The organism is Glaciibacter superstes DSM 21135 (assembly GCF_000421145.1).
Taxonomy (GTDB): domain Bacteria; phylum Actinomycetota; class Actinomycetes; order Actinomycetales; family Microbacteriaceae; genus Cryobacterium; species Cryobacterium superstes.
Genome location: NZ_ATWH01000001.1, coordinates 63,300 through 89,025 on the forward strand (window position 1 = coordinate 63,300; position 25,726 = coordinate 89,025).

General features: G+C 64.6%; 27 protein-coding genes. 13 read left to right on the top strand and 14 right to left on the bottom strand.

From position 1 onward, the window contains the following. Positions 1 to 35: 35 nt before the first annotated feature. Entirely contained in the window at positions 36 to 1,301 is a 1,266-nt protein-coding gene (locus K323_RS0100345; protein WP_022883307.1) for a hypothetical protein, read from the bottom strand. A 115-nt stretch (positions 1,302 to 1,416) separates the two neighbouring features. Then, positions 1,417 to 1,854 carry an EVE domain-containing protein gene (locus tag K323_RS23395; RefSeq protein WP_245570880.1) on the bottom strand — a complete coding sequence of 146 codons (438 nt, stop codon included), beginning with the start codon at positions 1,852 to 1,854 and terminating at the stop codon, positions 1,417 to 1,419. A 164-nt stretch (positions 1,855 to 2,018) separates the two neighbouring features. On the opposite strand from K323_RS23395, the gene K323_RS23400 reads away from it, so the two are divergent. From K323_RS23400 to K323_RS0100380, 6 genes are all read left to right on the top strand, one after another. Further along, positions 2,019 to 2,561: a hypothetical protein gene (locus K323_RS23400; RefSeq protein ID WP_033372230.1), complete on the top strand. Its 543-nt coding sequence runs from the start codon at positions 2,019 to 2,021 to the stop codon at positions 2,559 to 2,561. Between the two features lie 138 nt (positions 2,562 to 2,699). Beyond that, a complete protein-coding gene (locus tag K323_RS0100360) occupies positions 2,700 to 3,335 on the top strand; it encodes a DUF1684 domain-containing protein (protein ID WP_026851042.1) in 636 nt (211 codons plus the stop codon). A gap of 280 nt (positions 3,336 to 3,615) precedes the next feature. Next, positions 3,616 to 5,160: a DEAD/DEAH box helicase gene (locus tag K323_RS0100365; protein WP_022883309.1), complete on the top strand. Its 1,545-nt coding sequence runs from the start codon at positions 3,616 to 3,618 to the stop codon at positions 5,158 to 5,160. 108 nt (positions 5,161 to 5,268) lie between these two features. Continuing rightward, positions 5,269 to 5,760, top strand: a complete 492-nt coding sequence (locus K323_RS0100370) for a GNAT family N-acetyltransferase (protein WP_022883310.1) — start codon at positions 5,269 to 5,271, stop codon at positions 5,758 to 5,760. 109 nt (positions 5,761 to 5,869) lie between these two features. After that, positions 5,870 to 6,826 carry a nucleoside hydrolase gene (locus K323_RS0100375; RefSeq protein ID WP_022883311.1) on the top strand — a complete coding sequence of 319 codons (957 nt, stop codon included), beginning with the start codon at positions 5,870 to 5,872 and terminating at the stop codon, positions 6,824 to 6,826. Positions 6,827 to 6,898: 72 nt separating this feature from the next. After that, a complete protein-coding gene (locus K323_RS0100380; protein ID WP_022883312.1) occupies positions 6,899 to 9,001 on the top strand; it encodes an acyltransferase family protein in 2,103 nt (700 codons plus the stop codon). Between the two features lie 28 nt (positions 9,002 to 9,029). Here the strand turns inward: K323_RS0100380 and K323_RS0100385 are convergent, their stop codons facing one another. Further along, on the bottom strand, positions 9,030 to 9,620 hold the full coding sequence (locus tag K323_RS0100385) for an NUDIX hydrolase family protein (RefSeq protein WP_022883313.1): 591 nt from the start codon (positions 9,618 to 9,620) through the stop codon (positions 9,030 to 9,032). A gap of 162 nt (positions 9,621 to 9,782) precedes the next feature. On the opposite strand from K323_RS0100385, the gene K323_RS0100390 reads away from it, so the two are divergent. After that, positions 9,783 to 10,445 carry an alpha/beta hydrolase gene (locus K323_RS0100390; protein WP_022883314.1) on the top strand — a complete coding sequence of 221 codons (663 nt, stop codon included), beginning with the start codon at positions 9,783 to 9,785 and terminating at the stop codon, positions 10,443 to 10,445. Between the two features lie 8 nt (positions 10,446 to 10,453). On the opposite strand, the gene K323_RS0100395 is transcribed toward K323_RS0100390, so the two are convergent. Next, positions 10,454 to 10,888, bottom strand: coding sequence for a DUF5997 family protein (locus tag K323_RS0100395; protein WP_022883315.1), 435 nt, complete (start codon positions 10,886 to 10,888; stop codon positions 10,454 to 10,456). A 24-nt stretch (positions 10,889 to 10,912) separates the two neighbouring features. Between K323_RS0100395 and K323_RS0100400 the strand changes: the two genes are divergently transcribed. Then, entirely contained in the window at positions 10,913 to 11,704 is a 792-nt protein-coding gene (locus K323_RS0100400) for a LysR family substrate-binding domain-containing protein (protein WP_026851043.1), read from the top strand. Positions 11,705 to 11,730: 26 nt separating this feature from the next. On the opposite strand, the gene K323_RS0100405 is transcribed toward K323_RS0100400, so the two are convergent. Further along, entirely contained in the window at positions 11,731 to 12,126 is a 396-nt protein-coding gene (locus tag K323_RS0100405) for a VOC family protein (RefSeq protein WP_022883317.1), read from the bottom strand. Positions 12,127 to 12,244: 118 nt separating this feature from the next. Between K323_RS0100405 and K323_RS0100410 the strand changes: the two genes are divergently transcribed. Continuing rightward, positions 12,245 to 12,889, top strand: coding sequence for a TetR/AcrR family transcriptional regulator (locus K323_RS0100410; protein ID WP_022883318.1), 645 nt, complete (start codon positions 12,245 to 12,247; stop codon positions 12,887 to 12,889). 67 nt (positions 12,890 to 12,956) lie between these two features. Here the strand turns inward: K323_RS0100410 and K323_RS0100415 are convergent, their stop codons facing one another. Together K323_RS0100415 and K323_RS29240 are read right to left on the bottom strand one after the other, a co-directional pair. After that, positions 12,957 to 13,355 (bottom strand): hypothetical protein, encoded by a 399-nt coding sequence (locus K323_RS0100415; RefSeq protein WP_022883319.1) that lies wholly within the window; start codon positions 13,353 to 13,355, stop codon positions 12,957 to 12,959. Positions 13,356 to 13,392: 37 nt separating this feature from the next. Beyond that, entirely contained in the window at positions 13,393 to 14,562 is a 1,170-nt protein-coding gene (locus tag K323_RS29240) for a coiled-coil domain-containing protein (RefSeq protein WP_245570881.1), read from the bottom strand. A gap of 147 nt (positions 14,563 to 14,709) precedes the next feature. On the opposite strand from K323_RS29240, the gene K323_RS0100425 reads away from it, so the two are divergent. The 3 genes from K323_RS0100425 (at position 14,710) to K323_RS0100435 (ending at position 17,126) form a co-directional block, all read left to right on the top strand. Then, positions 14,710 to 15,069 carry an ArsR/SmtB family transcription factor gene (locus K323_RS0100425; RefSeq protein WP_022883321.1) on the top strand — a complete coding sequence of 120 codons (360 nt, stop codon included), beginning with the start codon at positions 14,710 to 14,712 and terminating at the stop codon, positions 15,067 to 15,069. Further along, a complete protein-coding gene (locus tag K323_RS0100430) occupies positions 15,066 to 15,545 on the top strand; it encodes an SRPBCC family protein (RefSeq protein WP_022883322.1) in 480 nt (159 codons plus the stop codon). Before K323_RS0100425 ends, K323_RS0100430 begins: the two co-directional genes overlap by 4 nt. 165 nt (positions 15,546 to 15,710) lie before the next feature. Then, entirely contained in the window at positions 15,711 to 17,126 is a 1,416-nt protein-coding gene (locus tag K323_RS0100435) for an alanine--tRNA ligase-related protein (RefSeq protein WP_022883323.1), read from the top strand. Positions 17,127 to 17,249: 123 nt separating this feature from the next. Here K323_RS0100435 and K323_RS0100440 read toward each other — a convergent pair whose 3' ends face one another. The 6 genes from K323_RS0100440 to K323_RS0100465 all read right to left on the bottom strand — a co-directional run bounded on the left by K323_RS0100440 (position 17,250) and on the right by K323_RS0100465 (position 22,515). After that, entirely contained in the window at positions 17,250 to 17,981 is a 732-nt protein-coding gene (locus tag K323_RS0100440; protein WP_022883324.1) for a VIT1/CCC1 transporter family protein, read from the bottom strand. 66 nt (positions 17,982 to 18,047) lie between these two features. Then, positions 18,048 to 19,268 carry a sensor histidine kinase gene (locus K323_RS0100445; RefSeq protein ID WP_084696952.1) on the bottom strand — a complete coding sequence of 407 codons (1,221 nt, stop codon included), beginning with the start codon at positions 19,266 to 19,268 and terminating at the stop codon, positions 18,048 to 18,050. Next, positions 19,258 to 19,932 (bottom strand): response regulator transcription factor, encoded by a 675-nt coding sequence (locus tag K323_RS0100450; protein ID WP_211219802.1) that lies wholly within the window; start codon positions 19,930 to 19,932, stop codon positions 19,258 to 19,260. The genes K323_RS0100445 and K323_RS0100450 overlap by 11 nt, the downstream gene beginning before the upstream one ends. A 26-nt stretch (positions 19,933 to 19,958) precedes the next feature. Next, positions 19,959 to 20,690, bottom strand: coding sequence for an FAD:protein FMN transferase (locus K323_RS0100455; protein ID WP_026851046.1), 732 nt, complete (start codon positions 20,688 to 20,690; stop codon positions 19,959 to 19,961). 26 nt (positions 20,691 to 20,716) lie between these two features. Next, positions 20,717 to 21,223: an FMN-binding protein gene (locus K323_RS30625; protein ID WP_281170146.1), complete on the bottom strand. Its 507-nt coding sequence runs from the start codon at positions 21,221 to 21,223 to the stop codon at positions 20,717 to 20,719. Continuing rightward, positions 21,220 to 22,515: a ferredoxin reductase family protein gene (locus tag K323_RS0100465; RefSeq protein ID WP_245570882.1), complete on the bottom strand. Its 1,296-nt coding sequence runs from the start codon at positions 22,513 to 22,515 to the stop codon at positions 21,220 to 21,222. The genes K323_RS30625 and K323_RS0100465 overlap by 4 nt, the downstream gene beginning before the upstream one ends. A 1,212-nt stretch (positions 22,516 to 23,727) precedes the next feature. Here K323_RS0100465 and K323_RS0100475 point away from each other — a divergent pair. Next, on the top strand, positions 23,728 to 24,162 hold the full coding sequence (locus K323_RS0100475; protein WP_022883329.1) for a pyridoxamine 5'-phosphate oxidase family protein: 435 nt from the start codon (positions 23,728 to 23,730) through the stop codon (positions 24,160 to 24,162). A gap of 193 nt (positions 24,163 to 24,355) precedes the next feature. Here the strand turns inward: K323_RS0100475 and K323_RS0100480 are convergent, their stop codons facing one another. Continuing rightward, positions 24,356 to 25,558, bottom strand: coding sequence for a Fic family protein (locus tag K323_RS0100480; protein ID WP_026851048.1), 1,203 nt, complete (start codon positions 25,556 to 25,558; stop codon positions 24,356 to 24,358). Positions 25,559 to 25,726 lie beyond the last annotated feature (168 nt).

Below are 25,726 nucleotides of genomic sequence, written 5' to 3' on the forward strand. Positions count from 1 at the left end.
AGGTCGGCGCATGTCAGAGGTCAGTGCATGTCAGGTCAGTGCACCTCATACCGGGCGAGCGCGTCGGCATCCGTCGCGTGTGTCATGGCCCGGCGGGCCGTGTCGAGGGCAGCGACCGGGTCTGCCTCCGCCTCGGCGAGCGCAAGCTGCCGCTCGGCCTCGGCCAGGCGGGTTCTCGCCGCCGCACCAACGTGCCCGCGATTGCCTGTGACGAAATCCCTGGTGACCTGGATCTGGCTCGTTGCGGCCATGATCGCCCCGCCGAGCGCTGTTCTCGCGTTCTCCAGGCGCAGCTGACGATTGCGTGCCTCTGAACGGATGACGTCGAGCCCGTCCATCGCGACGCGCAGGTCAGCGAGATCGACGGCCGGGTTGCTCAGCCTGGACGGCGCGCGAAGCCCGGTGACGACAACTTCGGCCTTGGCGATGACGCCGCCGAGCTGGGCGCTCGCATCCGATTCCTCATGCCGGTCGCGAAGCCCCCGCGCTTCCGCGAGCTCCGCATCGGCGTCGTCGAGGGCGGTGCCGAGTGCCGAGAAGCCGATGTGCAGTTGGTCTTCGCCCGATTCGATCGCGTCGAGCAGCCGGGTGGCCGTGAAGAGTCCTTGCTCTGCCGTGCGGACGTCGTCGCCCACCGGATCCGCGCCCCCTGCCTCGAGAGCCGCCGTCGCGGCATCCGCTGCCACACGCGCCTCGGCCAGTGCGGCCTTCGCCCGTGCGGGGTTCGTGCGTGTCGAATCGAGCGCCGGCGCGGCATAGGTCAGAGCCAGGCGGGCCAGCGTGGCCTCGCCGGCGGCAATACGGTCGTCACAGCGATCCAGGCGCCGGCGCAGCTGGTCGAGTTTCATTGGCGCGTCACGTTCGGCGCCGCGCCGACTGTCGAAGTCACGGGTCTGCTCGTGCAGCCTGTCGTTCGCCTCATCGGCCAGCACGATGATCTGCTCATTCCAGCGGCGGCGTTCATCGTCAGAGTCTGGGACGGCATCGTCGAGCTTTTGTTGAAGCGCAAAGGCGTCCCGCAGCTGGCGCCTCGATGTGACGAGCGCGTCCGCGAATTCCCGGGTGGCCCGTTCACCGAACTGGGCGAGCGCGAACCCCAGCTCGTCACCGGCCGACTGCACCAGGTCATCGGCCCGCACCAGCGAGATCGCGGCCGCGCGGGCACGCTCTTTCGCCTCGGCAGACAAGACCGCCGTGCGTCCGCGGGAACGCCGTCTGACCAGGGCGATGACGAGCACAACAACACCCACCACGATCGCGAGCACGATGACCGAGGGTACCCACCAGAGAGCGTCTGCCATGCCCGCGAGTCTAATGAACGCCGACCGAGAGGCCGCTGGATGGGTCTGCCGCCAGCGCCTCCGCGCGCTAGCGGTCGACTGCGCTACCGGTCATCTGCGCTAGCGGTCATCCGCGCTACCGATCATCCGCAGATGGCCGCCGCATCTGGGCGCGGATCACGTCGAAGTCGTGCCGGGAGATCTCGATGAGGCCGCGGCGCAGCTGGTAACCCCAGTTCGGGTTCTCACGCGTGAACTCGAGAACGGGAAGGAGCGGACGGATCGATGCGGCCACCGCATCCGTGTCGTAATCAGCCCGTCGACGCCACGGCCGCCACGACGAAGACCGGTCACCGGCCTGAAAGACATCGGCATCGGTGATGCGCGCGATGGCGGTGAATTCCTTGAGCGATTCGCCCTCAAGTGCGGTCTTCGGCGAGTAGTAGACGAGCCCGTCGGCTTCGCCCATGCGTTCGAGGGCACCGCGGGCTCCGTGGTTCGTCTGGGCGATGCCCATTTCAACACCGCGCAGAACGTGGTCACGGTGCACGACTCCCAGCCAGTATCTGATCATGACCTTCCAGTTGTACTGCATGCAGGCGACATCCGGGCATTCCGGTCACTGCGCTTCCGATCACTGCGCTTCCGATCTCTGCGCTTCCGATCTCTGCGCTTCCGATCTCTGCGCTTCCGATCACTGGGCATCCGGCGTTCAGGTAACGCGTGCAGACTGGCGGCATGCGCGTGCTGTTGAAAGAGATCCTCGATTGCGACCCGGATGCCGCCTGGCGCGCCATCCGCAGCCCGGCCGTTCTGCGAGAGGTCAGTTCGCCGTTGTTCGCACTGGAGTCGCTCGCCGCCGATGGGTTTCCCACTCTGTGGGAGCCTGGCGAACACGAAGTTCTCGTGAAAGGTTTCGGTCTGGTTCCGGCCGGGCGACACGTCATCCGTCTGGGCGTATCGAGCAGACAGCATGGTACCGTGCGCATCCTGCGTGACACCGGTCACCCCGGGTCAGGGCCACTCGCCGCGGTCACCCACTGGGATCACAGCATGGCGATCTCCGCCGACCCGGCCGGCACCGGGAAGACCCTCTACCGCGACCAGCTGGTGTTCCGCACCGCACCGGCGACCCCTGCGGCATGGCCCGCGTTTTGGGCATTCTGGCAGTGGCGGATGCTGCAGCTGAAGCGCCTCGCGCCGAGCTGGCGCTTCGACCTCGGCGCCGACATCCTTGTCGCTCCCTCCGGCGAAACCGACGCGGTCCCCTCCCGAAAGTAGGACAAATCGGCCGTCCAGCGCTCAACGGAGGACAGATCGACACTCTGACGCACGGACTTCCTACTTTGGCGACGCAGCATCCGTCGACGCGGGTTATCGGTGATCGGTACCAGCGGGAGCCGTTGCTAGCCTGACTGAATGAGTTCAAGCCTCGGAGCCCTGCAGGTCGCTGACTGGCGGCGGCGTATTTTCGGCCTCTATGCGGGGGTGCGACAGCTGAGCGTGCGAGACCCGGCTGCCGGCCACGAGTTGTGGCGTTCGGGGCGAGACGAACTGTTCGCGGGGCATCCGTCATCGCCGTTGCTGCCAGACGACCGTTCGGCGTTCACCGGCCTGCCGATCGCTGGTTACGACCCTGACTGGCGGTTCGAGGTAGAGGTGCACCGCAAGGAAGAGCACCTGCGCATTTCGGTCGAGACCAGCACTGACGGCGTCGTGCCGTTCGAACTCGTCGGCACCGTTCGCCTTCCGTACGTCGGTTCGCTCGACGTGTGGCGCCTCGCCAGTTACGCCGGCGGGCTCTTCCTGCCGCTGCGCGACGCGCTCGCCGGAAAGCCGGGCGGTACCTACGGTGGCGGCCGTTACCTCCTCGACACCGTCAAAGGTGCCGACCTCGGCCCAGGCGCAGACGACGACACGCTCATTCTCGACTTCAACTTCGCCTACAACCCGTCGTGCGCCTTCGACCCGATGTGGTCGTGCCCACTCCCGCAGGCCGGCAACATCGTCTCGGTCGATGTGCCGGTCGGCGAGCTCTACCACGGGCAGCACTGACGCCCGTTCCTGCGGATATTCCGGGCAATGCACGGGATTGCCCGGGCATCCGGTAGAGTGAGATCACTTGTGAGTGCATAGCTGCGCTCCCTGCGTCGTAGAACGCCTCTTTCTATCGCGGCAGCCGCAACCGTGGCCTGGCCCGATTTCCGAATGAAAATTTCTTACGGCGAACGGATGTGCCCATCGGCACCTTCGCCATGTGAATCCTCGTGTTTGCCTATGCCGCCTTGCGCGGAATACGGCAGGTGTGAGGCACTGATGCCCGAAAGGCACCACTTTGTCTGAAAACTCCTTCGGCGCGCTCGGCGTGCCGGCTCCCCTCGTCGCCATCCTGGCGTCGCAGGGAATCGAATCCCCTTTCCCGATCCAGGTCGACACACTGCCAGACACGCTCGCCGGACGCGACGTGCTCGGCCGCGGCAAGACCGGCTCTGGCAAGACCCTCGCCTTCTCGCTGCCCATGGTGGCGCGCCTCGGCGGATCCCTCGCCGGCGGCAAGCGTCGCCCGGGTCACCCGCTCGGCCTGATCCTGGCTCCGACCCGTGAGTTGGCCACCCAGATCTCCGCCGCGCTCACCCCGCTCGCCGAGGCATACGGCCTTACCACCACGACCATCTTCGGCGGCGTCTCGCAGAACCGCCAGGTCGCCGCGCTCAAGGCTGGCGTCGACATCGTCGTTGCCTGCCCCGGCCGCCTCGAAGACCTCATGAAGCAGCGCTTCGTGAGCCTCGACGCGATCGAGATCACCGTGCTCGACGAGGCCGACCACATGGCCGACCTCGGCTTCCTGCCCGTTGTCACCCGCATCCTCGAGAAGACTCCGGCCGGCGGCCAGCGCCTGCTGTTCTCGGCCACGCTCGACAATGGCGTAGACAAGATCGTGCGCCGCTTCCTGCAGAACGAGGTACTGCACTCGGTTGATGAGGTCACCAGCCACGTCTCCGCGATGACGCACCACGTCTTCGAGGTCGACGGTGTCGACGCCAAGAAAGACCTCGTGCAGAAGCTCGCCTCAGGCACCGGCCGCCGCATCCTGTTCATGCGCACCAAGCACCACGCCAAGAAGCTCGCGAAGCAGCTCACCGACGCCGGAATTCCCTCCGTCGACCTGCACGGCAACCTCTCGCAGGTGGCCCGCGACCGCAACCTGGCCGCGTTCAGCGCCGGTACCGTCAAGGTACTGGTGGCGACGGATGTCGCGGCTCGCGGCGTGCACGTCGACGACATCGAACTCGTCATCCACGTCGACCCGCCGGCAGAGCACAAGGCCTACCTGCACCGTTCTGGCCGCACCGCCCGCGCCGGCAGCGCCGGTGACGTCGTCACCGTCATGCTGCCGATGCAGAAGAAAGACACCGAGCAGCTGTTGCGCAAGGCCGCCATCAAGGTGACCCCACAGCGGGTGAACGCGAACTCCCCCGCCGTGGCAGAGCTCGTCGGAGAGGTCGCGGCCTATGTGAAGCCGCTGCCTCGCCAGGAGCAGCCGCAGCGCGGCCAGTCGCAGGGCGGCCGCTCGCAGGGCGCAAACGCCCAGCGCAAGCGCGCCAATCGTGACGGTGAGGGCCGCGGACGCGGCGAGGGTCGCAGCGGTGAAGGCCGTGGCGCCCAGGGCGGACGGGGCGGCGACGCCGCGGCCACCACGGTCGCTCCGCGACGCGACCGTTCAGGTCGCCCAGCCGGTGCCAGGAGCGGTGCAGCCAAGCAGGGCGGCCAGGGCGCCGGTTCCGGTCGCTCCGGCGGCTTGCGGGTCGGCAGCCTTGTCGGCGGATCCTCGTCGAACGGCGGCGCTCGCCGCTCGGCTCCGCGACGCGCGCAGGGCTAAGCACTTTCACCCAGAACGGGCCGGTCTCTTCGGAGGCCGGCCCGTTCTGCGTTCCCCGTGAATCCAGAGCGGTCAAAAGTGCCTCGGTGGCTCGGCTAGTCTCGATCCATGGACACCACAGCAGTTGTTCGGCCTGTTCGTGACGTCGACGCCGAGGCCCTCGGCCGAGTCCACGCAGCATGCTGGCACGAGACCTACGACCACCTGATCAGTGAGGCCGCTCTGGCCAACCTTTCCCCCCGCCGCATGGCCGAACTCTGGACACACTGGATGGGCCAGGGCGAGGACTACTGGCAGTACGCAGCCTTGGCCGGTGAGACCATCGTCGGCTTCTCCGGATCCGGTCCGGCCCGCGACGAAGACGCCCCCAGAGACCGGGAACTGTACTTCGTCTACCTTCTCGAGGAGTTCCACGGCACCGGCACAGGCCAGAAGCTCTTCGACGCGGCCTGCGGTACCGATCCGGCCTACCTCTGGGTGGCGGCCGACAACCCACGCGCACACCGTTTCTACCAGCGCAATGGTTTCGCGGCCGATGGTGCAGAGCAGGTACAGCCGTTCCTCGGCGAGGAGATCACCGAAGTGCGTCTCGTTCGCTGATCGCGACCGCCCCCGACACTGCGGCGCAGCCGCCCGCGCGGCCGCAGCCGCGAGCGCACCCGCGCACTCCCGGCAAACGAGAGCGTGCTGCGCGCCATAGGCTGAACGGATGACCGCACTCCCCGTGATCCTCGACGTCGACACCGGCGTCGACGATGCCCTCGCCATCCTGTTCGCCGTCGCCCATCCCGGCATCGACGTGCTGGGCATCAGCTGCGTTGCAGGCAACGCCTCCCTGGAGCGCGTCGTCGAGAACACCCTGCGCATCCTCGACGTCGCGGGCTCACCGGACATCCCGGTGGCGGCAGGAGCCAGGCGCCCACTGATCGAACCGGCGCGGTCCGCGTCCCACGTGCACGGCGAAGGCGGTCTCGGTACCCTGCGCCTCCCGCCCAGTGACCGCTCGGCACTCCCGATCAGCTCGATCGAACTCATGCACACGCTGATCAGCCAGAGCGCCGTTCCCGTCACCCTCGTTGCGCTGGCACCACAGACGAACCTGGCGCTGCTCCTGCGCCAGTACCCCGACATCGCAGACAACATCGAGCGGATCGTCTTCATGGGCGGTTCCGCGAGTGTTGGCAACGCTACCGCGGTCGCAGAGTTCAACGTCTGGCACGACCCGGAAGCCGCTGCCATCGTGCTCGATTCCGGCGTGCCGACTTTCATGTACGGTCTCGACGTGTTCAACCAGGTCGGAGTCGACGAAAACGTAGCATCCGCTCTTCTCGAACATGACAGTGCCGTTGGGCGTACCGTCGGCTCGCTGCTGACCAATAGGGTCGTACTCGGGTCAGACAAGAGCTCCGAATACACCGGCCTGATCGGCGACGCCGGCGCGGTGTGCGCCCTGGTCGACCCCGATGCGCTGCGCACCGAGCTGCGGCCCGTGCGCGTCGAGCTGGGAGGCTACGGCCGCGGTCAGACCCTCGTCGACCTGCGCCGGTGGCCGGGCGAAGACGTCGTGCATGGCCTCGCCGAAGAATGGGAAACCGTCGAAATCGCTCTCGACGTCGACGCCCCGCGATACGCGCGCCTGTTCCTGGAGACGCTCGGCCTGGCCTGAGCGGCTGTCAGTCCCCAATTTGTGACATTTTGATCATCGACAGGGCACGACACGCGCTATTAGCATGACTGCATGACCGAGCCGGCTATTGCCGACACGGTGGCTGCCACCCGAGCTGCCGCGACGAGTGCACGTGGACAACGCGACGTTCGCGCTGATATCCAGGCGCTCCGAGCGCTCGCGGTATTGGCCGTCTTGGTGTTCCATCTGTGGCCGAATCTGTTGCCGGGCGGGTACATCGGTGTCGATGTATTCTTCGTGATCAGCGGATACCTGATCACGTCGCACCTGCTTCGGGAGGCAGTCGGCACCGGGCGAATCCGGGTGGCTGCGTTCTGGTCGAAACGCGCGAAGCGGCTCCTTCCTGCCGCGCTCCTCACACTCGCCTTCACTGTGGTCGGCATTCTGGTGTGGATACCTCGGAGCCTGTGGACCGGCTTCCTGCAGGAGGTCATCGCCTCCGCCGTGTACGGCGAAAACTGGCTGCTGAGCTACAAATCGGTCAACTACCTCGCCTCTGCGCTCCCACCTTCTCCGGTGCAGAATTTCTGGACGCTGTCCGTCGAGGAGCAATTCTACGTGGCACTGCCGCTTCTCTTGATCGCGTCGCTCGTCGTCTCACGATCGTTCCACTGGCCCCGGGCTACAACACTGCTGGTCGCTGTGGCCGTCTGCACAGCGGGCTCCTTCGCATATTCGCTGTGGCTGACCACGCGCACCGGCAGTCTTGCCTACTTTCCCACCACCACCCGAGCCTGGGAGTTCGGCGCAGGAGCCCTGCTGTCGTTCGTGGCAATCCGGGCGCCGAGGATTGCACGGCTCACGCTGCCCATCATCGGGACAGTCGCCGTCGAGGTCGGAAGCCTCGTGTTCGACGCGTTCACCCCGTTCCCGGGCGCTGCCGCACTCGTACCGGTGACAGCGACCGTGCTGGCGATCTGGGCCGGCCAGGGTTCGATCGGTAGCCGGGTAGGCCACTTTGCACCAGTCGCATTCCTGGGGCGTGCCTCGTACAGCATCTACCTCTGGCATTGGCCGTTGATCGTCCTGATCCCGTACGCGACCGGCCACGAACTCACCGACGTTGAGAAGCTGGGAATCATCGCCATTACCTTGTTTGTCTCCTGGGCGTCGATGCGGTTCGTCGAGGACCCGATTCGATTCTCACCGCGCCTGCTCGGCCAGGTCCGCCCGATGACGATCTTGATCGCTATGGGGTCAGCGATGCTCCTCGTCGTCGGTCTCTGCTCAGTTCCGTTGGTCGCCAACGCCGTAGACATCAGCGCGGAGCGGGCGAACACAGCGGCGATCGTGGCCTCCGACCCAGCCTGCCTCGGCGCCGCGGCGGTCGACCCGGCCACGGCACCGTGTTCCAACCCTGACCTGGCCGGTGTCCTGGTCCCTTTCCCCGTCGATCGCGGATCGGACGATGACAATCGTCCGGGCTGCTGGACGGAGATGGGCAAATCGAGCCTGAACGTCTGCAGCCTCGGGCCGACCGCGGGCTACGTCCGACACCTCATCGCGGTGGGCGACTCGCACAACAACACTCTTCTGGGCACTTACGAGCGGATGGCGAACGATAACAACTGGCGCATTGACGTTGCCGGCCGCGGCGGCTGTTACTGGACGACCGCCGACACCCTTCGCCCTCGCTGGGACCAGGATGCCTGCAAGCAGTGGCAGGATGCACTCGCGAGCCTTTTGCTGACGGGACCGTTCGACGCGATCCTCACTACTCATTCGGACACCAACAATGCGGTGAGGCCCCCGGTGGGCGTGAGCAAGGAACAGGCTACGATCGACGGTCTCATCGGCGCGTGGACCCCGGTCGCAGAACGAGGCATTCCCGTCATCTCGATCCGCGACAACCCACTCTCTTCGCCGGAAAGTGGCTACTGTGTTGAGCGGATGGGCGCGAATGCCGCTGGAGCCTGCGACCAGCCGCGGGAGCGCGCGCTCGCCGCGTTCGACGGCGCAGTACAGGCCGCCGCCGCGACGCCCGGCGCGACAGTGATCGACCTGAGCGATCTGTATTGCACCGCCACGACGTGCCCGGCGGTAATCGGGAACGTCGTCGTCTACCGTGACACAACGCACGTTACGGCGACATGGGCGCGCACGCTCGCACCGATCATCGGCCGCGCAATCGAGTCCGTGTTGTCGTCGGGCTGACTGATCTCGCAGACGAACGAACGGAAACTCAGCGCAACATGCCGACGGATGCGAGGGCGGTGCGCAACAACGCGCCGCGCCCGCCTTCCATCTCGGCAGACACGGCGTCTGACGCGGCTTCCTCCGGTGTCATCCAGGTCAGTTCGAGGGCGTCCTGCCTGGGGTCGCACGTTCCAGTGACGGGAACGACGTAGGCCAGCGAGACCGCGTGCTGCCGGTCATCCGTGAACGCCGTCAGGCCCGGCAGAGGAAAGTACTCCGCCACGGAGAACGGCACCGGGCTGGCCGGCAGCTGCGGGAATGCCATTGGGCCGAGGTCTTTCTCGAGGTGGCGGTACAGCGCATCGCGCAGCGTTTCGCCGTACATCACGCGCCCCGACACGAGCGTGCGCGTCATCTCCCCGGTCGCGGTCGCGCGCAGCAGCACACCGACCTCAACGACCTGGCCGATGCCGTCGACCCGCACCGGCACGGCCTCGACGTAGAGCAACGGGAGGCGCCGGCGCACCTGTTCCAATTCGAGGTCGCTCAGCCAGCCGGGGTTCGTCGGAGGGGGCGGGGGCTCGTCGTCTGGGCCGGGGGTCCAGTCCGGGTCTGGGTCCGGTGTACGCACGCTCATGCCTACATTCTCGCCTATCCGCCCCAACAACGACGGGAACGCGGGCAGCAACTCCCCGCTCGGGCCCGGCTTCACGCGCCGACGCGGTCGATGACAGGATGGGATTGTCGACGCCGGCCGGGCTCGACCATGGAATGTGAGCCAGTGGAATGTGAGGTAGTCATGGGTGAAAACGAACGCACCGAACCGATTGATGCGGATGCCGTGCTCTGGTCAGCCGGAGAAGCCGATCGCGCCGGGCGGCCGCTTCTTGTCATCATGCACGGGCTCGGCTCACATGAGGGCGACCTGTTCTCGCTCGCCCCGCACCTTCCGCTCGAACCGGCGATCGCCTCACTTCGAGCGCCGCTGACGGTGGGAGACGGATGGGGATGGTTTCCTCGCAAGGAAGAGCAACGCCAGGCTGTCGATGATTACGCGGATGCTGCTGCCCGTGGCGTGCTCGACTGGCTCGATGCATTGCCAGAGCAACCGACATCCGTCGGCCTGCTCGGTTTCTCACAGGGTGGCGCGATGGCGCTGCAGCTGCTGCGCCACGCACCTGATCGCTTCGCGTTCGCCGTGCAGCTCTCCGGGTTCGTCGTCGGCCCTGGCAGAGAGGGAGATGACACTCTGGCCGAGCTGCGGCCGCCGGTGTTCTGGGGCCGTGGCACGGCCGACGACGTCATTCCGATGCAGGCCGTGGACGAGACCCAGACCTGGCTCACCGCACACTCCACATTGACCGAGCGCATCTACGAGGGCATGGGCCACTCGGTCTCACAGGCTGAACTCGCCGACATCGTGGCATTTCTGCAAGCGCAGTATGCCGCCGAAACCCGCTAGACGGGCGGTCAGGCGCCGCGGTGGGCGGCGCGCTGGGCCGCTCCACGTTCTGCGCGTTCCTTCTTCGCGGCCTTCTCGGCCTTCGCGTCTTTTACACGGATCTGCTCAGCACGCACCTCGGCCTGCGTCGCGCGCTCTGTGACCAGCCACGCCGGTGGCTTCTGCAGCAGGGCGCTGATCTCGGCGGTCGTCAACGGCTCGGTCACGCTGCCGCGGGCGAGACCGGAGATCGACACACCGAGCTTGGCGGCGACGACCTGACGCGGGTGCGGACCGTTCGCGCGCAACTCGGAAAGCCAGGCAGGGGCATCCGTCATCAAGGCCGCCAGTTCGGTTCTCGACGGTGTCGAGTCCTGAAATTCCTGCGGGGCCGCCTCAAGCAGAATCCCGAGCTTCTGTGCCGCGGTGGCGGACTTCATGGTCTGGGGCTTCTTCTCGGTCATCCTCCCAGCGTATAGCCTGTGCCGGTGACCTTTTCCATAGCTTTCTCCGCCGGCGTGACACCGACCAAGTGGACCAGGACCTGGGCCGAGAGGCGGCCGGATGCCCCGCTCGAGGTGTTCCGCACGGATGCGGGCGAGCAGGTGGCGGTGTTGCACGACGGTCGTGCTGACGTCAGCCTGGTGCGGCTGCCGGTCGACGCGACCGGGTTGAGTGTCATCACGCTGTACAACGAGGTGCCGGTGGTGGTGTTCGCCAAGGACCACGAGCTGGCCGCGCGCGAGACGGTCGAGCTCGCCGACCTGGCGGGTGAGCACCTACTGCAGAACCCGGACGACGTGCCGGAGTGGCGCGACATTGCGACCGAAGTGCAGGGCGGCACTCGCCGGCCGCTGCCGAAACTACGCGATCTCGACGACGTTGTCGAACAGGTCGCAGCCGGAGTCGGCATCGCGATCCTTCCGCATTCGCTGGCGCGCCTGCACAGCAGGAAAGACGTGGTCTCCCGGCCGGTGACGGGCGTCGCAGAAACGCAGGTCGGGCTCGCCTGGGTCACCGCGAAGACGACGGATGACGTGCAGGAGTTCATCGGGATCGTGCGTGGCCGCAGCACGGCGAGCTCCCGCGGCGACACCGTCGTCGTGCGGGGCGAACCGGTCAAGAAGGTAAAGAAGACGGCGAAGGCCAAGGAGGCGGCGAAGGCTGCCCGCGAGGCTGCGGCGAAGAAGAAGCCGAACCAGCCGAAGAAGCAGGGCGCGGCCCCCGGGCGCACGCGGGCCGCCGTACCGAAGAAGGGCAAGCGCCGCGGCAGTCGCTGACTCCACCTCACCGGACCGACGACTCGCTAGGCGCTCTGCATCACAGCGAGGATGTTGCCGGCGGGGTCGGTGAACCAGGCGATCGACGGCCCGTGTTCCGGGTTGTCGCTGCGCGCGATGCCCTTCTCGTCTTGGTCGAACGCCGCGTAGCGCTCAAAGACAACGCCGTTCGCCGTGAGCCGGTCGACCGCGGAGTCGATGTCGGAAACCTCGAAATTGAGGATGGTGAAAACGGCAGGCGCGTGGTCTGGCTTCGGGTAGACCATCACCGTGACACCGCCCGGCAGGGTCAGGCTCAGTAGCCCCATGCCTGGTTCGCTCACCTCGAGTCCGAGTGTGTCGCCGTAGAACGCCTTTGCCGCATCGATGTCCGGAACGGCAAACCCGCTGACGCCGCTGGTGATGCCGAGTACGTTGGTCATTGTTCTGTCCTTCTTTCGACCCGGATGGGCGAGTTGTATACGAAAGTATCTTTCGGTCAGGTAAGGTTATGTATACGTTGTACACATAACAGTATTATCCTAACGAGGCGGTGAGGCGGTGACAACCGCAGAATCCGGAATAACCGGTCGCAGCACGTATCGTCACGGCGACCTGCGACGGGCGCTGATCGAGGCGGGCGTCGAGTTGGCACGGGACGGCGGCCCCAGCGCCGTCGTTCTTCGAGAAGCCACTCGTCGTGCCGGGGTCTCGCCGAATGCCGCCTACCGCCATTTCACCGACCGACAGGACCTCCTCGACGAGGTCTGCGGCGCCTGTCAGTCGTTCGTTGCGCTGGCAATCGAGGCGGAGCAGGCGAAGATAACGGATGTCCCCGACCCACTCGAGCAGGCGCATCAGGTTCTCCGCGCGGTCGGCGTCGGCTATCTCCACTTCGCGCTCGCCGAGCCCGGGCTCTTCCAGACCGCGTTCTCCGCCTCTCCCGACATGGAGGAGGCGACAAACGAGGAACGTGCCGGGGAGAGCGGGCTGACACCCTTCCAGCTCCTGACCAAAGCGATCGATGGGGTGGAGGCGGCCGGCGGTATCCCACCGGAGCGACGCCCAGGCGCGGAGTTCCTCGCCTGGTCTGCAGTGCACGGCCTGGCCATCCTCCTCATCGACGGCCCCCTTCGCGGCATTGACACCGAACTGCGCGACAGCCTCATTCAAAGAGTGATCAGCATGGTGGAGCAGGGACTCTAGCGCGCCCCCGAGGCCTGCTCACTCACATCCGTCACGCCAAAGCCCTTCGCACACCGCAGCCTGGCTGCTACGGAACGAAGATCAGGGCGATCGACACGACAAGAGCGACAACGCCGACGCCCAGCAGCAACCAGGTGAGCAGCCGGAGTGTCTTCTCGGCGTGCCCGACGGCGTCGAAACGGATGCGACTCGGGTCGCGTTGGCTGTAGAACAGACGGTTCTCCGCGTGGTGCCGGAAGGCTTCCGCCTCTCCGGCATCGAGCAGTCGCTCGTGAAGGCCGTCCGCCGACATCCAGCGCAGTCGTTCGTCGCCGGCCTCACCGATGGTGATGACGTCGGTCTCGACCCAACGACCCCCAGAGACCTGCACGATCAGCAGCGTGATGAAACACAGTCCGCCGAGGGCCAGTCCCACCCACGTGAACACTTCGGCGAGCATCTCGACAAAATGCAGGGTCTTGTTCACGAACCAATAATAGTGACCAGAATCGACCGGATGCCGGTCAGTACCAATTCCATTCCTCCGAGTGCTGCCACGCGCCGCATGGTGAGCCGTAGCGGCCGTCGATGTAGCCGAGGCCCCAGTTGATCTGGGTGGCCGCGTTGATGCGCCAGTCATCGCCGGCGGAAGCCATCTTGCTCCCCGGGAGCGACTGCGGAATGCCGTAGGCACCGCTGCTCGCGTTGTACGCGTCTGCGCGCCAGCCGGACTCACGGTTCCAGAGCAGGACCAGGCAGTTGTATTCGCCTTCGCCCCAGCCGTAGCCGCCGATCGCGCTCGCCGCATACGCCCGCGCTCCGGCCGGATCGACGATGATGCCAGACGGCGGTGGCGCGGTACCTGTGCCCCCTCCACCCCCGGGGTTGTTCGCCTCGTTCTGCCTCCGGCGTTCCTCTTCCTCCTGCCTCTTGCGCTCCTCTTCGGCGGCAACCCCGGCACGGTAGGCTTCCTCAACCGCGGCGGTGGTGTTCTTCAGTGCGGCGAGCTGCGCAATCAGCACGTCGGCATTGGCACGTTTCTCGGCCAGCTGCGCGGTCGCGGCCTGTTCCGCAGCGACGGCCTCGTCGGCCTGCCGCTGCGCCTGGGCAGACAGTCGGTCGCGTTCCTTCGCGGCGAGCGCGGCCTGCTTCTCAAGTGTCGCCACGACATTCTGCTGCTTCAGTGCGCGATCCTGCACGGCACGAGTCGTCTCGCTGAGGCGGGTCGACACGCCCAGTTGGTACAGCAGATCCACGTCTGGGTCATTCGTCAGGAGCAGTCGGTAGACCAGCTCGCCGGCTCCGGAGCGGTACAGCTGCGCACCGAGCCTCCCCAATTGCACGCTGGCGTCGTCAGCCTGCTCGGAGGCTGTGTCGAGCTGGGCCTCGATCGATGTGGCTCGTTCGCGTGCCAGCGCGAGTTCCGCTTCGGCAACGGATGCCGCGCCACTGGCCGCGACGGCCGCGTCACCGAGGGCAGCTGCACGGGTCTCAAGCTGGCCGAGCAACCCGTTGATTCGGGTGACTTCGGTCTCGGTCGCCCCCGCATTGCCCCTGGCCGCCTCGACATCCGCCCAGGTCGGATACTCGTCTGCCGCGTTCGCAGGCGTGGTGTCGCCGGCAGCGGTCACGAACACGCCGAGGATCGCGACGACGAGCATCGCCGCGCCGATGGCGCGCATCTTCCGTGGCACCGCCTGCCTCCTCCACCGTGTGAGCCTAGTTTCGAAGCCGCCCACCGCCGGGAGCACGCGCCAGCAAGGCTCGACTGGGTCTTGACAGACATCCGTCGTTGCCATATTGTAATCAATGGAACGGTTGATCAATGAGCTGGTTGTCTAATGGATGATGTTGGAACCGACGGGGCGGATGCCGAGAGCCGTCTCGACAGGGCATTTGTGGCGCTGGGCGACCAGGTGCGGCGGCAGATCGTTGCTCGCCTCAGCCGGGGGCCGGCGACGGTGAATGAACTCGCCGAGCCATTCGACATCACCAAGCAGGCGATCTCGAAGCACATCCAGGTGCTTGAGCACGCCGGCCTGGTCACGCGCACACGCGACGCTCAGCGCCGGCCTGTTCACCTCGACCCGCAGGCGCTTGAATCACTCACCGCCTGGATCGATGGATATCGACTGATTCACGAACAGCAGTTCCGTCGCCTCGACGGGCTGCTCGACACTATGAAGGAGAAGGAGAAATGAGCACTAATCCCGTCACCATCAGCACGCCCGAAGCCTTGCCGTTCATCGAGATCGTTCGCGAGTTCGATGCTCCGGTCGAATCGGTCTATCGAGCGCACACCGATCCGGAGCTGGTGAAGCAGTGGCTCGGGCCGAACGGCTACGAGATGAAGATCGACAGCTACGACGTGCGCACCGGTGGCCACTACCGCTATGCGCACAAAGACCCCTCCGGCGAAGAGTACGCCTTCAACGGCGTATTCCACGTCGCACGTGAAAACGAGTTCATCATCCAGACGTTCGAATTCGAGGGCTTCCCCGATGTGGTCAGCATCGAGTCGCTGACCTTCGAAGACCTGGGCGATGGTCGCACCAGAATCACCGGTCACAGCAGCTACCCCAGCATGGAAGCGCGCGACGGAATGGCGGCCAGCGGCATGGAGAAGGGCGTCACAGAGGGCTACGAGCGCCTCGACGGCATTCTCGCGTCGCAGTGAGCCGTGCCGCCCGTGGCATCCGTCACCTTCCGTGACCCGTGAAGCCCCCTATCGTTCGTGATCGAACGGTCGTTCGTGATCGGGCGCAGGGGGCTTTGCCATGTCGCGCTGCTGCCGTTTGCTAGCGTTGGGGCACCTTCACCCCTGACCTTGAGGCTCACACCTATGGACGCACACGACATCCGCTCCTCGTTCCTGCAATTCCAGCGTGATCGTGGGCACGCCCAGATCACGCGGGCCAGCCTCACCCCGAAGCATGACCCGAGCACCCTCTTCACTGGCAGCGGGATGCAGGCGCTCCTCCCGTACCTGCTCGGGCAGGAGCATCCAGACGGCCACCGGTTGGTCGACAGCCAGCCGTGCCTGCGCGCTCAGGACATCGAGAACGTCGGCGACAACCGCCACACCACGTTCTTCGAGATGCTGGGCAACTGGAGCCTGGGCGACTACTTCAAGGAGCAGCAGATTCGCTGGTTCTTCGAGTTCCTGGTCGATGTCGTCGGCCTCGACCCCGCTCGCATATCTGTCACCTGCTTCATCGGGGATGCTGAACACGGCATCCCGAGAGACGACGAGGCTGCGTCGATCTGGCAACGAGTCTTCGCCGAGAAGGGCATCGAAGCGGGTATCGCGTCGATCGGCAGCCAGGCGGACGGCGACGCACGTGGCGTGCGCGAAGGCGAGCGGATCTTCTTCTACGACTCGACGGAGAACTGGTGGAGCCGTGGCGGCGACCTGTTCACCACCCCACTCGGGGACCCATGCGGACCCGACAGCGAGGTGTTCTACGATTTCGGCCCCGATCACCACGACCCGGCGTTCGGACTGGCGCACCCCGCCAGTGACAGTGGGAAGTTCATGGAGATCGGCAACCAGGTCTTCATGCAATACCGTCGCGAACTCGACGGCTCCTTCACTCCGCTCGAGCAACGCAACGTCGACTTCGGCGGCGGACTCGAACGGATCGCCGCGGCATCCCTCGGCACACCGGATGTCTATCGCATCAGCCTGCTTGCGCCGATCGTCGAAACTCTCGAACGGCTCTCCGGCACCAGCTATGCGGATGACCCGCACTCGCTGAGGATCATCGCCGACCACCTCCGTGGTGCGGTGTTCCTTGCATCGGACGGTGTGAGGCCGTCGAACAAGGAGCAGGGGTACGTGATGCGGCGCCTGCTGCGTCGTGCCATCCGCACGGCATACGGGATCGGCCTGCGCGACAGTTTCTTCGGGGCCGTCGTCGACCAGATCGCCGGCCTCTACGAGGACGCGTTCCCTGAGCTGGCCGATCGACGGGATGAGATTCTCGAGGTTCTGCTGCGCGAGGAAGCGTCGTTCAGGCGCACCCTGCAGGCCGGGCTGAAGGCGTTGCGCGGATTCGAGGGACGCACGCTGACCGGTGCAGACGTCTTCCTGCTTTCTGACACCCACGGCTTCCCCCGGGAGTTGAGCGTTGAGGAGGCCGAGCGCCTCGGTATCGCCGTTGATGCCGACTGGGAACTCGAATACGATTCGGCCCTTCAGGCCCAGCGCGAACGGTCGCGCGGGTCTTCCAGACTGCAAGTCGCCGAGCCGAGCTGACGCGGCGCCACGCGACGTGGTGCGTACGCTCACTGACTGAACCTCTCGCCGAAGTCCGCAACACAAGCAATCTCGACGGTCGTTGACGCGCCCGACTCCGACGACGCCTAAGCCTGCCGCGATTCACACGATGCCGCTGGTACCAAGTAGCGTGCCGATCGCGTAGGTGGCGGCAAGGGCAAGTCCGCCGCCAATGACTACGCGAATGGTTGGGCGTAGGACTGCGCTTCCGCCGATGCGTGCGCTCGTGTAGCCGGTGGCCGCGAGAGCGAGCAATACCACCACAAATGTGACAGGAACTCGCGCTTCGACTGGTGGCAGCAAGATCGCCAGTAGGGGCAGCAGAGCGCCGATCGTGAATGCGAGAGCGGACGCTCCGGCGGCGGCCCACGGGCTCACCACGCTGTTCTCCTTGATCCCGAGTTCGATATCGAGATGCGCTGCGAGAGGGTCGTGGGCCGTTAGCTCCTGGGCGACCCGCCGCGCTGTGGCAGAGGTGAGGCCCTTCGCCTCGTACAGGCCCGCGAGCTCGGCGAGCTCTAGTTCCGGTTGTTCAGCGAGTTCCCGCTTCTCTTTGGCGATGAGTGCCCTCTGACTGTCGCTTTGGCTACTCACCGACACGTATTCGCCCAAAGCCATTGAGATGGCCCCACCCACCAGCCCGGCGATACCGGCCGTGAGAAGTGGTGCGGAGTTCGTCGTGGCGCCGGCGACACCGACTACGAGTGAGGCGACGGAGACGATGCCATCATTGGCGCCGAGAACTCCGGCGCGCAGCCAGTTCAGTTTGCCGGAAAGGTCGCCGAGGTGGGGCTCGTTCGCATGGGCGCCAGAAGCGCTTTCGGTCGAAGACATGGGTTCATGTAAGCACCTGCCGGTCGCGATAGCCATGAAGGACTTGCTGGCCGCTCAATTGTTCGGTCACGGACTGTGTGGAAGCTCCACGAGGATCGACGCTCCAATGCCGTCGGGGGCATTATCGATTCGTACGCTCCCTCCTGCCCTGCCTGCGATTTCCGCGACGAGAGCCAATCCGATCCCGTAGTGTCTCGGTGCAGCTGACGCCTGCTGCTCTTCTCGGGTCGTCGCGAATCGTTCGAATGCTCGTGCCTTCGGAACCTCGGTGAACCCCGGCCCGTCATCGCTGATGCGCGCGGTGACGACTTTGCCTTTCACCGCTACCGTCACCTCAACCCGCGAACGGGCATGGTCAATTGCATTGTCGAGTAGCGCGACAAACAGACGTTCAATGGCTGGTCCGGATGCAACAACGGTGGCTCCGTTCTGCAGAACTCCAGGTCGAATTTCTACGGAATGTTGGCTGGCGACAGCTTCGGTTGCAACCATGGCGGATTTCGCGACCGCGGCAACATCGACAATGGTGTGCGGTGGAGCCGATCGTGTGTCAGCAGCGATCAGCAGATCTTCAAGGATTCCAGTGAGCTTCTCTGCGTCTTCCACGACGCCGTTCAGATCCTCGAGAGTGTGGGTGTCGGTCTCGAGGGCGCCAAGTGCACCGAGTCGCCGCCGTGCGAGCTGGGCGCGGGTGCTGAGCAAGGTGAGCGGTGTACGGAGCTCGTGACTGGCGTCGGCCACGAAACGTCGTTGCAGTTCGAGTGCGTCGGCCAACGGCTGAATAGCGCGGCGCGCCATCCACGCCGATCCTGCTGCGCTCAAGATGGCAGCGATACTGCCGGCAATCACAAGGGCCCAGAGAAGACGGTCGAGTTCTTCTCTTGTCTCGTGCTGGTCTCGAGCCACTTGCACCTCGCCACCTCTGCCTGCGACCGTTAGCACATCAAGAGTTCTACCGTCACTTGTAATCGTCGTGCGCACAGAACCGTGAGTCGCCGCCGCCTGCTCCCGTGCGGTGAGGTCGGGAAGACCGGTTATCTGTTCGTGCGAGCTCTCAAGGGTACCGTTGCGCCAAACGGCGATCCAGGTCCCGCTAGGGGCGTCTTGTGGTGAATCGATGCGTGTCGCATCGAGCAGTGCTTTCGTGTTGGCTTCTGCTGCGCTCTGATTGACGATCGCGAACACAACGCCCCCAAGCAGCACAATTATGAGAAGCATGAGGCCGGTGAATTGAAGAGTGAGCCGACGCACGGCCTTGCGTAGCTCAGGAGCCTGCCTACGCTTCATCGATATGGCCTAGCTGGTACCCGACACCGCGGATGGTGAGGACGGCTTTGCGCCCGATCTTCTTGCGAAGGTAGTGCACATATGTGTCAACGACTCCGCGGTCATCGGCATCGGGAAATACTGCGTCGAGCAACTCGCCACGAGCGAAGACTTGATTCGGCCGCTTGGCAAGATGGGCGAGAAGCGACCCCTCACGTTCGGAGAGGAGAACGACGACGCTGTTCGCCAGAGATGCGGTACGGCTGTCGGTGTCGAACGAGCCTCCTGGGAAACGGAGCACGTGCGCCATCGATCGTGGCCGACGTAGTAGCGCGCGAAGCCTGGCCAGGAGTTCGTCGATATCGAAGGGCTTCGGGAGATAGTCCTCTGCGCCTCGATCGAGTCCTTCGACACGGTCTGCAGGGTTGGCCAACGCGGAGAGGATGAGGGCGGGAGTGATGACTCCGCGGTCACGGAGTTTCATAAGCACGCTGAGACCGTCGATCACGGGGAGCCCGCGGTCGAGCAAGAGTACGTCGAAACTGTTCGTAAGCCCTTCGTGAAGTGCCCGCTGACCGTCGCGGGCAAGTGTCGTTGCGTAGCCTTCTGAGCCGAGAAGGTCTTGGAGCATGCGCGCAAGGTCCTTGTCGTCTTCGACGATCAGGATGCGGGCCCCATCAACCATGCTCGAAGCATAGGCGCACGTGAGGCTCATGTCGGTGCGGCGTTCATGGTGAGTGTCGTGGTGCGCATACCCGGTGTCATCTCCAGTGCGCCGTTGTGATCAACGGTGAGTACACCAATGTTCCACCGTTGCGTCATGTCGTCACGAGTCTCTCGGCCACCAGCAAGGATTGCGGTGGCGAGAACGTCGGCAGTGATGATGTCTTGTGCAAGCACAGTAACCTGCCGATACGGCGAGGGGTGTGCGGACCAAATGTGCTCACCACGTTCCGACGTTCCAGAGGTTGCGATTGCGCAATCGCCTCCCTCGAGCGGCACCGAGCAGAGCAATCGTGACCGGTTCAAGGGATCGACGATTCCAGCCGCCCAAGGGGCTCCGCGATGGGTTCCCATCGCCAGAGCATCCCCGCCAACATCGACGATCACATTGGAAATACCGTTTCGTTCAAGCGCGAGTCGCGCCTTGTCGATTGAAAGGGCTTTCACGATTCCCGAGAGATCGAGCGTCCCGTCTGGCCGCTCGGGCGTGAACGCACCGTAGCTCAGCAAGCGCCATTCTGCCGCGAGTTCGTAGGCATCCCGAAACTCCGCGCTGCTTGCAATGAGCGATAGCTCGCCACGAGCTATCCGGCTGATTTCGGATTCACGACGATAGAGCGAGAAGCGCTTGTCGTCTTCGTAGAATAGGGCTTCCACGGCGCGCAGAATACTAGTGTCTGGCCTTCTCTGGTCAAAGATCAGGCTGGCCACAGTTCCCATCGTGGCAAAGGTATACGTCGCCATCATCAGAATCCCGCCTGGTCGAGGGCGGACTGCAACGAAGAAAGGTAGCCATCACTCGTGTAGGTGGCGCCGGACACCATCTGCACTTTCGCAGATTGGGATGAGAGGACTTCTTGTCGAAGTACGGGGGCCGCCCGATTGCTAATTTGAACAGAACGTCCGTCAGCATCGGTTAAGTGCACCGCGGTCACGCCGGTGATGCTTCCGCCCGAGATAGTGACTTGAACTTGAACTTCGCCATAAGGGGTTGAGGTCCCTGCTCCGAGGAAAGTTCCGTCAGCGGCTGCCTGCGTGCTCGTATTTGGCAGGGCTTGGGAGCCCGTCGTGGTCTGGGGCGTAGCGGGTTGCGGAACAAGTGTGGGCGTGCTGCTGGCACCGGGGGTCGCTGACTCTATTTGCGAAGTGGATACGGTCGCGGGGACCGTGTGGATTGTCCCTCCAAGCTCCCATCCAACAATCAGAATTGCGGATGCCGAGAATATGCTCCCGAGGATCGCGCGTGTTCTCACCAGTCAAACCTTTCAACGTGGATCTGCTCGTCTCGCAAGCCCTCGGCCTTTGCATCACGGATCACCAGATCCGCCCACCGTTGCGGACCGCACACATAGAGATCCGAATTCAGAATCTCGGGGAAAACATTGCGCAAGGTGACACCCCGAGCCAGCGCCTCCGCCGACATCCACGTGTCGAGGCCTGCTGGGCGCTGGCCCACCATCGAATAGACGATCGTGGAAGACCTCGCGGCCAGGGCCTGCACCTCATGCCAGAGATAGCGCTGCGACTCGTCTGTGCCGCGAAGGAGCACTATCGCCTCGCCTGGTGCGGGCTGGGAGTGTTCGAGCAAAGTGCGCACTGGCGTGATACCGATTCCCGCTGCAATGATCGCGATACGTGAGGAGGTGCGAGCGCGATCAGTGAAGATTCCATACGGCCCTTCAACGGAAACAGCCGTTCCGGGCTGCAGCATCGCCAGCTGGGCGCTCCCCTTGCCCAGTTGCCTCACGGTGATCCGCGCCGAGGAGCGAGTGGGAACTGCGGAGAAGGAAATCGGATGCGCATGCCACCAGACGCCACGCGCCCAGAACCGCCAGATCGCATACTGGCCGCCAACAGTCTGAAGCCGGTCAAGATCGCGACCGCGCAGATGGATGGACACGACCCCCGCTGCGATCGCTTCGACCGATTCGACGTGGATGCCATGACGCAGCGAGCGTATCGTCGGCGTCAAAAATCGGAACCACACGATGGCACCGAATGCGGAAACATATAGGGCAATCCAATAGGCTCGTTGGGCGGTTCCCTCGGCCAGCACGGCACCAATGCTCAGCTGGTGAGGGAGGGCGAGGAACACTGCCGCATAACTGAGCAGGTGGATCACATGCCACACCTCATAGGGAAACTTGCGCCGCACAGCGACGATTGAGGTCACTACAATCGCCACGAACAATACCATCGCGAGATAGGCGAGAACGAGGTCAGGTGTCGCCCAGAACATAATCGTCTCCGCTACGACGTTGGTGGTGTCACTCATCGCATAACCAATGGTCACGAGCGCGCCGTGCGCTAACAGCAGGTACAGGGCTGGTTTCCCGAGGCGACGGTGCCATCCCATGGCTACGTCTTGGCCAATGACGTGATCGATGAAGGGGATGCGCGCGGCCAGCAGCACCATCAACAGCACGAGATCTGTGCCGATCAGGCCCATCACGATGCCGAGGGCGGTGACGGTGGAAGCGGCACCCACGATCGAAGCGAGGCCCCCTGAAGCCAGGTAGAGCGATACAGCCGCGGCCACAGACATCCAGCCGCACATGATAATCAGGTCAGCCCACCCGAACCGGCGCTTCGCGAGGCGCGAGCGGTTCGTGGCTCGCGGCGCAGGTACACGGTGCGGTGCGGATACGGGATGCGACATGGCATTCTCAATTCGTGGAAGGGACGTCTTACTCTCAAGAATCCGCTTGCTTTCTTCCAAGATTCTTAGACGCTTTCCACAGCATGGGTAGGGGAATTGCCATCTGAGTAACTCGCGGTGACATCTGCCAGCGCTTTCTCACTCCCGCTGACTGCTCAGCGCGCGCTGCGCTTCTTTCGGCCGTGCGCTAACAGATTGCTGGGTTCGCCGGCGATGGACGACGCGGCGTAGCGACAGCCGAGTGAGGCGGATGGCTACTCCCGGGGACTGTCTGAGGCTCTCCCGCTGCGCGCGGCTTCCCGTTCCGCTAGTGCGTCATGCAGGTCGCCGTCGAGGGAATCCGGGGTCCATCGAAATCGGTCCAGGTACAGCTCTCTACTCGAAGAGTTGACCGTCCAAGAGAAGCACGCCTGAACTGATTCATGGGGACAGCTGGCCAGGAGGGTAAGGCCGCTTGGCTACGCTCATGAGCAGCGCAGAGTCCTCCAGGACGTCGAAACGGTGGCGCGCGGCGGGCACTATGAGAAGGTCTCCAGTCCATGCCTCCCAAAAATCTTCGCCCACCCATAACCGGATTTGGCCACGAAGCACGGAGACGGTGGCATCGTCCTGATTGTCGTGTTCACCCAAGGAGCCACCTTTGAGCATCCCGATGACGGTTTGACGCAAGGACCCGCATCGACCGCGGTAGCAAGCTGTTGACGGGCGAGGGCCTCGATCGAGATCTTCTGCATGCCGACAGTGGTGGCTACCTGCCACTACTACGCCCACCCTCCGATCGACTGGTGATCGTGTCATCAACCTCGGGGCGCACAGCGCGGATCGGGTTGCGGAGTTCATTGGGCAAGCGCGCCAGGCCCCGAAACAGTCGATCTCGTCCAGCGATGCCGGGAAGGGGCAGGACGCCCTTGCCGCTCGACTCCAGCGACCGCAACGGCGTAGGGCGGGAGTTCGGAGCCGTCCTTCGAGCGGGAGTATCCGTCGTAGTAAGCATTGCCTAGCATGCCTAATCTCCCGTCGCGCAAGAGGAGACCGGCCCTTTCCTCTGAATCAGGCAGGCCTCTGGCGTTCCCCAGTAAAAGCAGGTAGACACGAGTCATGAGTGAAACCAACGAGAGCATCAAGAAGCTCAGTGAAGACGAAGCATGGGCGTTGCTGTCGACAGCGAGGTTCGGACGGGTCGCGGTTTCGATCGCCGGACAGCCGGATGTCTTCCCGGTCAACTATGTGGCGCAGGCCGGTTCGGTGACGTTCCGCACCGCAGAAGGGACGAAACTTTTCGGCCTCACGGCGAACGAGAAGGTCGCCTTCGAAGTCGATGATTACACCGAGACCGAAGGCTGGAGCATTGTCGTCAAGGGCACTGCGCACGCCCTCGAAACCGAGGCCGAGATCGCCGAGGCCGAACACCTGCCGCTGAAGTCATGGATTCCGAGCGTCAAACGTCACTACGTGCGCATCGACGTCCACGAGCTGAGCGGTCGGCGTTTCGTCTTCGGCCAAGAGCCGGATCCAGAAGTCGACGCCTCGTAGCGCGACTGTCGTGGGCAGTAGAGTCCGTGCCAAAAGCAAAGTGCCGATATTGCTGGGGGGCCAACGTACCGCGGTCGCCTGGAACTGAAGTACTGAAATTGACGGAGAGCACTATCGGCAACGCAGCCCACGGCACCCGAGGTGACAATCGGTGAGCATGCCCTCACTCTCACGAATCCAGGCCTTGCAGTTCTCAGCCGCGGCGGCGTCTGGCCCGTGCGCCAAACGCATCGAGTGCAGCGAGGATCTCGGGTGCCTGCCAGATGCGGTTGCGGCGGCCGGCGCTGATCTTCGTGAGGACCTCGGCGTCGACGAGGCGGTCGATCGCGCTCTGCGCTGCAACTTCGCTGATCTCAAGCTCCGCGGCGACGGTCTTCGTGTTCACGACCGGCTGGCGGAGCAGGTGCTGCTTCACCAGGTGCACCGACGAGTCGCTTCGGGCGATGATCTGGCTGTCCCAGCGTTTCGCGGCGGCCTGGATGTCACCCACGAGTGCACGACCGTTCTGCACAGCCGCGAACGACGCCTCGGCCACCGCGATGACAATCGGGTCCGGGCGTCCAGCCCGGTACTCGGTCAGCGCGCTGAAATAGCCATCAGTGTCGCGCAGGAATCCTGCTGATACAGGCACAGTGACGTTGCGGGTCAGGCGGCCGTGGCGGAGCATGCCCTGCAGGAGCGCGCGTCCCGTCCGACCGTTTCCGTCGGGGAACGGGTGGATGGTTTCGAACTGGGCGTGCGCGATCGCCGCCTGAGCGAGGACAGGCACGTCGGTGCGCCGGGCGAAGGAGACTACGTCAGCCATGAGGTCGGGGACCCGGTCTTGATGTGGCGGCACGAACGTCGCAGCGTGCGGGGAGATGCTTCCGCCGCCGATCCATACCTGCTGATCGCGCCAGTGTCCGACATACTCTGGTGCTGTGTCCCGCAGCAGCGCGTCGTGCATCGCGAGAATCGACTCCTCGTCCAGACGATCAGACAGCGCGATGGCTGCCTTCATGGCGTTGACGTTCGCGACGACCAGGCGCGCGTTGCCGGACCGCGACTCGCCGATCTCCGCGAGGGCCACCTGCTTGGCGCTTGAGGTGAGGTTCTCGACCTCTGAGCTGGAGGCAGACTCGCTGCGCAGAAGGATCGAGGCGAACGGGGCAGCGATCGTTCCGGCTTCGGCGTCGAACCGGGCCAGCTCCTGGCTCGCATCATCAGCCAGGGCTATCGTCTCTGCGGCCAGTCCCACCGGGACAGCGGCAATAAACCTGGGGACGGCGGCGTGATAATCGCCGCGAGCCTGGAGTAGGGCCCGACGGGACGCGACCTCGTCGCCGGTGCGCACCCAGGGGTGCGCCTCGTAGCCGATCGCAGGCCAAGCGCCGGGCTGCCGTTTATCCGTGGTCATCATCACAGCATACCAAAGGCTATTCGCATAGCCTTAGTTATGAGGGTGGCTTATTCTGAGTTAGGTCCACTCTGTGTCGACGGGCCCTGTTTGCTCATGGGTTTCACTCAGACCGCCACTCAATCTTGAATCCTCCCCACGGCTGAAGCCGGGGGCTTCTCAACCCCT

Excerpts from the sequence above, each read along its gene's own strand:
- K323_RS0100385 (WP_022883313.1), bottom strand. The coding sequence starts at position 9,620 with ATGAGCGTGCGTACACCGGACCCAGACCCGGACTGGACCCCCGGCCCA.
- K323_RS0100450 (WP_211219802.1), bottom strand. The coding sequence starts at position 19,932 with ATGGTTGATGGGGCCCGCATCCTGATCGTCGAAGACGACAAGGACCTT.
- K323_RS0100445 (WP_084696952.1), bottom strand. The coding sequence starts at position 19,268 with ATGAAGCGTAGGCAGGCTCCTGAGCTACGCAAGGCCGTGCGTCGGCTC.
- K323_RS0100425 (WP_022883321.1), top strand. The coding sequence starts at position 14,710 with ATGGATGATGTTGGAACCGACGGGGCGGATGCCGAGAGCCGTCTCGAC.
- K323_RS0100345 (WP_022883307.1), bottom strand. The coding sequence starts at position 1,301 with ATGGCAGACGCTCTCTGGTGGGTACCCTCGGTCATCGTGCTCGCGATC.
- K323_RS0100390 (WP_022883314.1), top strand. The coding sequence starts at position 9,783 with ATGGGTGAAAACGAACGCACCGAACCGATTGATGCGGATGCCGTGCTC.
- K323_RS0100465 (WP_245570882.1), bottom strand. The coding sequence starts at position 22,515 with ATGTCTGTGGCCGCGGCTGTATCGCTCTACCTGGCTTCAGGGGGCCTC.
- K323_RS0100405 (WP_022883317.1), bottom strand. The coding sequence starts at position 12,126 with ATGACCAACGTACTCGGCATCACCAGCGGCGTCAGCGGGTTTGCCGTT.
- K323_RS0100480 (WP_026851048.1), bottom strand. The coding sequence starts at position 25,558 with ATGACCACGGATAAACGGCAGCCCGGCGCTTGGCCTGCGATCGGCTAC.
- K323_RS0100475 (WP_022883329.1), top strand. The coding sequence starts at position 23,728 with ATGAGTGAAACCAACGAGAGCATCAAGAAGCTCAGTGAAGACGAAGCA.
- K323_RS0100435 (WP_022883323.1), top strand. The coding sequence starts at position 15,711 with ATGGACGCACACGACATCCGCTCCTCGTTCCTGCAATTCCAGCGTGAT.
- K323_RS23400 (WP_033372230.1), top strand. The coding sequence starts at position 2,019 with ATGCGCGTGCTGTTGAAAGAGATCCTCGATTGCGACCCGGATGCCGCC.
- K323_RS0100430 (WP_022883322.1), top strand. The coding sequence starts at position 15,066 with ATGAGCACTAATCCCGTCACCATCAGCACGCCCGAAGCCTTGCCGTTC.
- K323_RS0100380 (WP_022883312.1), top strand. The coding sequence starts at position 6,899 with ATGACCGAGCCGGCTATTGCCGACACGGTGGCTGCCACCCGAGCTGCC.
- K323_RS0100370 (WP_022883310.1), top strand. The coding sequence starts at position 5,269 with ATGGACACCACAGCAGTTGTTCGGCCTGTTCGTGACGTCGACGCCGAG.
- K323_RS23395 (WP_245570880.1), bottom strand. The coding sequence starts at position 1,854 with ATGATCAGATACTGGCTGGGAGTCGTGCACCGTGACCACGTTCTGCGC.
- K323_RS0100395 (WP_022883315.1), bottom strand. The coding sequence starts at position 10,888 with ATGACCGAGAAGAAGCCCCAGACCATGAAGTCCGCCACCGCGGCACAG.
- K323_RS0100440 (WP_022883324.1), bottom strand. The coding sequence starts at position 17,981 with ATGTCTTCGACCGAAAGCGCTTCTGGCGCCCATGCGAACGAGCCCCAC.
- K323_RS0100455 (WP_026851046.1), bottom strand. The coding sequence starts at position 20,690 with ATGGGAACTGTGGCCAGCCTGATCTTTGACCAGAGAAGGCCAGACACT.
- K323_RS0100375 (WP_022883311.1), top strand. The coding sequence starts at position 5,870 with ATGACCGCACTCCCCGTGATCCTCGACGTCGACACCGGCGTCGACGAT.
- K323_RS0100360 (WP_026851042.1), top strand. The coding sequence starts at position 2,700 with ATGAGTTCAAGCCTCGGAGCCCTGCAGGTCGCTGACTGGCGGCGGCGT.